Below are 223 nucleotides of genomic sequence, written 5' to 3' on the forward strand. Positions count from 1 at the left end.
ATTTACTTGTACTGCTGGAACTTGAATGTTTTCTTGCTTTGGTTGTTCTGGTTTTTCTTGTTTTGGATCATCCGTCTTCGGTTCTTCTGGCTTTTCTTGTTTTGGATCATCCGTTTTTGGTTCTTCTGGCTTTTCTTGTTTTGGATCATCCGTCTTTGGTTCTTCTGGCTTTTCTTGTTTCGGATCATCTGTTTTTGGTTCTTCTGGTTTTTCTTGTTTTGGA

Annotated in this window: 1 pseudogene; it reads right to left on the reverse strand. The window is 38.1% G+C overall.

Going from position 1 to position 223, the window contains the following annotated elements:
* Positions 1 to 223: pseudogene (locus MR079_RS28965) on the reverse strand (DUF4430 domain-containing protein); the annotation flags it as partial.

Source organism: Bacillus cereus group sp. BfR-BA-01381 (assembly GCF_022663555.1).
Taxonomy (GTDB): domain Bacteria; phylum Bacillota; class Bacilli; order Bacillales; family Bacillaceae_G; genus Bacillus_A; species Bacillus_A pacificus.